Source organism: Noviherbaspirillum sp., assembly GCF_035254865.1.
Classification (GTDB): Bacteria; Pseudomonadota; Gammaproteobacteria; order Burkholderiales; family Burkholderiaceae_D; genus Noviherbaspirillum.
Window position 1 is genome coordinate 1 of record NZ_DATFAF010000014.1, and the last position, 4550, is coordinate 4550.

The 4550-nt window shown below is 57.9% G+C and carries 4 protein-coding genes; 1 reads left to right on the forward strand and 3 read right to left on the reverse strand.

From position 1 onward, the window contains the following. Both VJ651_RS03750 and VJ651_RS03755 read right to left on the reverse strand, forming a co-directional pair. On the reverse strand, window positions 1-1068 hold a 1068-nt coding region (locus VJ651_RS03750; RefSeq protein ID WP_414691306.1), incomplete at its 3' end, for a UvrD-helicase domain-containing protein. 380 nt (window positions 1069-1448) lie between these two features. Continuing rightward, window positions 1449-1955, reverse strand: a complete 507-nt coding sequence (locus tag VJ651_RS03755; RefSeq protein ID WP_324106147.1) for a hypothetical protein — start codon at window positions 1953-1955, stop codon at window positions 1449-1451. A gap of 363 nt (window positions 1956-2318) precedes the next feature. On the opposite strand from VJ651_RS03755, the gene VJ651_RS03760 reads away from it, so the two are divergent. After that, window positions 2319-3106 (forward strand): IS5 family transposase gene (locus tag VJ651_RS03760; protein ID WP_324106148.1). Its coding sequence is split into 2 segments (ribosomal slippage): window positions 2319-2661 and window positions 2661-3106, totalling 789 coding nucleotides; the frame shifts between segments, so codons are not numbered across the junction. 495 nt (window positions 3107-3601) lie between these two features. Here VJ651_RS03760 and VJ651_RS03765 read toward each other — a convergent pair. Next, window positions 3602-4550: AraC family transcriptional regulator (locus tag VJ651_RS03765; RefSeq protein WP_324106149.1), on the reverse strand; the 949-nt coding region annotated here is incomplete at its 5' end.

A 4550-nucleotide genomic window follows, 5' to 3' on the forward strand; every position in this document is an offset into this window, starting at 1 on the left:
CACGCGCGCCTGATGGTTGCCGCGATAGAGGATGGCGTAATCGGAAAACTTGGCACGCCGTTCGAACTTGTGCGCGGAGATCATGATCGCGACCTGCTCCGCTTCCTGCTCGTCGTCCTGCATCGCCATCACCTTGACCGGGTCGCCCAGGCCGTGCTCCGACCAGAGCTGCTTTTCAAACAGCTTCGGATTGTTGCCGATGACGGCGTTCGCTGCCTGCAGGATGCGCGTCGAGGAGCGGTAGTTCTGCTCCAGCTTGATCACTTTCAGATCGGGGAAATCGACCTGCAACTGCTTGAGGTTTTCAATGGTCGCGCCTCGCCAGGCATAGATCGCCTGGTCGTCGTCGCCCACCGCAGTGAACATCGGCTTCTTGCCGAGGCCGGTGACCAGCAGCTTGACCAGTTCGTACTGACAGGTGTTGGTGTCCTGGTATTCGTCGACCAGCAGGTAGCGCAGCTTGCGCTGCCAGCGATCGCGCACTTCCTCATTGCTGCGGAACAGCTCGACCGGCAGGCGGATCAGGTCGTCGAAGTCGACCGCCTGATAGGACGACAGCGTGGCGACGTAATTGCGGTAAATGCGCGCGGCCTGCGCTTCGTCTTCGGTGACGGCTTGCTTCAACGCCGTATCGGGATCGACCAGACCGTTTTTCCAGAGCGACATCGCGGTCTGGATACGCCGTATCAATTGCTTGTCGGTGGTACACGCCAGGTCCTGCACCAGCGAGAAGCAGTCGTCGCTGTCCATGATGGAAAAGCGGTCCTTGAGGCCGAGCTCCTTCGCTTCGCGGCGCAGGATCTGCACGCCGAGCGAATGGAAGGTACAGACCGTGAGATGCTTCGCCTCCTTCGGCTCCTTCAGCAGCTTGGCGATGCGCTCCTGCATTTCCAGCGCGGCCTTGTTGGTGAAGGTAACGGCGGCGATATTCTTCGCGTCGTAGCCGCATTGCTCGATCAGGTTCGCGATCTTTTGCGTGATCACGCGCGTCTTGCCGGAGCCGGCGCCCGCCAGCACCAGGCAAGGTCCATCCATGTAATTGACGGCTTCGCGCTGCGGGCGATTCATTCCATGAGCGACGTTATGCGGGGCGTGTGACATGCAGAAAACCGGTGAAGCGAAAGCGGGTCATTGTATCAGCGCAGTCGGCTCCGGATCGGACAGTTGCCAGTTCGCTATGGGAATATATCGCTTGCATTTAAGGCGGTCGGAGTGGTGAGCTGATCGGAATTATTTTCAGGAAGGATATTCGTGGAGTGCCTTGGCGTTGGCTTCAACTTTTTCGTAAAAAAAGATGAAGCGCAGCGGTGACGCAGATTCCGTGTCGGCACGGCTGCCAATGAGCCCATTGTAAATGCCGGATAGTCGACTGCAGGCTTATCCCTCATGCCGGCTCTATCGGTCAGTTTTTTGCGCTTTGGGGGAAGTCCATATACAACCTGTTAGGCTTATTTCCCACCACCTGCATCCTGTTTCTTCACAACTTCGAATACGGTGTGCGTGAGTTGACCTGCGCTCTTCCCGAGGTTGACGAGATCGAGGGCCAGTTGAGGATATGCTGAGACCGGCAAACGCACCTCACGAACATGATGAAAGTCGTCATGGACATCGAACTTGATCAATACAAAATGGCCAGCAACCGGAGCAAGGCTTGCAACAGCGCCATGAATTAGATCGTGCCTGACCTTGCTCAGACGATCAAACTCGGAAAAGACCGCTTCGGCTTCAGCTTCGAGGAGCTTCAGCGAGTCGGCGACAGCGAACGCCTTTCGAGCGAACTCCAATTTGGGCGCGAGCATCACCGGGATTCGTTTCAACAACACTCGAGTGGGAAACGATTGCCAGAGGAGGGCGATGAGCATATCGAGAGACTGCTCCGCGTTTCCCCACTGAATGACAACGAGGCCGAATGCCTTCGCGATGTTGTCCAGGTCTTCCTTGTCACGGTCAGCCATGATGAGCCCTAATGCCGTGTATAACACGCGAGCAAAGTGCACCGCACTTTGCGAGTCGAATGCGCAATACGCACGATGTTGACGTACTTGTTATGGACTGAGCTACTCAAGGCGGGAAGCAATGAATTTGACAAGGGCTCCAACCAGGAAAAGAACAATAGCGCCTGGCACTGTCCAAAACGTTGCCCATGCGGCGGGAGCCATGTTTTGCACAGTATTGGTGAGCCAATGCGCCCGAGTACATTCGTAGCCTCCATTCGTGCCGCAGCCAAATATAACCATCAGGACCATGGCGATGAGAGTGACTAGAACTCATTTCATAAATGCCGGTCTGCGCGAATTTCAGGCAAAGCGGAGTCTGAAATGGCGAGCCGGCAATTTCTTACGGATGAACAATGGGCAGTCCTGTCACCGTTGATCCCACCACCCAAACGCCGAGCTGACGGACGAGGCAGACCGGTCGAGCACAATGATCGGGCGGTTCTGGATGGTGTGCTCTGGATCTTGCGCACCGGTGCAGCCTGGGCCGATTTGCCGGACAGGTACCCGTCATATGCAACCTGCTTCCGTCGTTTCAGCCAATGGGTCAAGGATGGCACGTTGCGGCATGTGCTTGAAGCATTGGCACTGGACCTGCAAGCCAGAGGCGACATCGACCTGTCGGAATGCTTCATCGACGGCACCTTCGTGGTGGCGAAAAAAGGGGGCGTAAAGTGGGAAAGACCAAGCGCGGCAAAGGTACGAAGCTCATGGCCATTGCGGACGCTGCAGGTCTTCCACTCGCCGTGCACACGGCTTCTGCTAGCCCACATGAAGTCACCCTTGTCGAGGCTACCGTCGATGAGATTGTCACCGTGGGACTGCCCGAACGACTTGTCGGGGATCGTGCCTATGACAGTGATCCGCTCGATGAAAAGCTCGCTGTCGATGGCATTGAGGTGATTGCGCCGCATCGAAAAGGACGCGTCAAGCCGGCGACCCAGGATGGCCGTGTCCTGCGTCGATACAAACGGCGATGGAAGATTGAACGCCTGTTCGCATGGCTGAACAAATTCCGCCGAATATTGACCCGCTGGGAATATGACGACCATCGTTTTACCGGCTTCGTTCATCTCGCTTGTTCTATGATTTTGCTGCGTCGCTATTTATGAAATGAGTTCTAGTATCGGAAGAATAGCGATGAACACGCACACGAAAGCAAATGTTCCAAACGCACGTGACGGACTTGGTTTGACTCTATGTGGAACCAGTGGTCTTGATGATTTCATCAATTGTCCCTCCAATGGCATAAGTTCAATTAGGGTAAAAAAATTTTCTATCTAAACCGATAAGCGGTCCACCTATCCAGGCTCACCAATTCGGTCGCAGCCCTTGCTACGTCTAGCTTCTGGCAATATACCCAACGTTTGCACAGTATTAAATAAACGGAAAAGGCAAACAGCTTCCGTGTGTGCGATCCATCCTGCTTCGCCAGTACCGCCCAAACCTCGCAGGCTGCTCGATCAAGTCCGGCGTTGCATTCGCGACAAGCATTACAGCTTACGCACGGAGGACGCACCCGTCTACTGCGCACGATGGTAAATCCGCATCCATCGCCCGCGCCATCCCATGAATATGAGCAGCACTCCGGCAGATCTCGCCGCTGATCATCTCCCCGCAACGACCGATGTCGGTCGACCGCTTTCGGCGACCATGCGATGCCGATACTCCGTGGGCGTGAGATTGAACCATCGCTTGCACGCACGACTGAAGGTGCTGCGGTCGGTGAAGCCGAGCAGACAGGCGGCTTGTGCCAGCGCGAGGCGCTGCTGACCGAGGTACCGCTGCGCCAGCTCGCGTCGCGTGTCGTCGACGATCTCGTGAAAGGACGTGCCCTCTTCCTGCAGGCGGCGTTGCAGGGTGCGCTCGCTCATGCACAGTCCACCGGCGATGTCGCCGCGCGCGGGGTCGCCGTTGGGCAGATGACGGATGATCAGCTCGCGCGTCCTGACGCTGATGCGCACGCCGCCCATGCGGGCGAGGTGCTCGCGGGCGTAGCGGTCGTGCAATTCGGCGAGCATGGGGTTGGCGGCTTGCGGCGGCAGGGCGAGGTCGGCATGCGAAAACAGCATGCGATGCGCGGGAGCGTCGAAGGCGACCGGGCATTCGAACACATCGAGATAGATCTGCAACGCGCCGGGTGCGGGATGGGCGAATTCGACGGCCAGCGGGCGAATGGCTTGCCCGGTGCTCCAGCGGAAAAAGGTGAGCAGCGTGGTGAGAACGAACTCGACGCGCGCAGGCGGCTCCGGCCGTCTGCCGCCGGGCAGTTCGATGCAGATCCAGCAGCCACGCTGTTCTTCCTGCAGCGACACGGACACCGCATCACTGACGATGCGCTGGTAGCGCACCAGGAAGCGCAGGCCTTCCAGCAGGTTCTTGCAGGTCATCATCGCGTAGGCGACGACGTCGAAGCCGGCCGGCTGCATCACCGGCGCGAGCGCCAGGCCGATCGTCGGGTCGCCGGAGCGGGCCGCGGCGAGTTCCCACAGCAGGCTGATCTTTTCGGTCGCGTAGCGCGTGTCGGGATTGTCGAGCGCCGCAAGATCGAGTTGC

Coding starts and splice junctions, on each gene's coding strand:
- VJ651_RS03755 (WP_324106147.1), bottom strand. CDS start 1,955: ATGGCTGACCGTGACAAGGAAGACCTGGACAACATCGCGAAGGCATTC.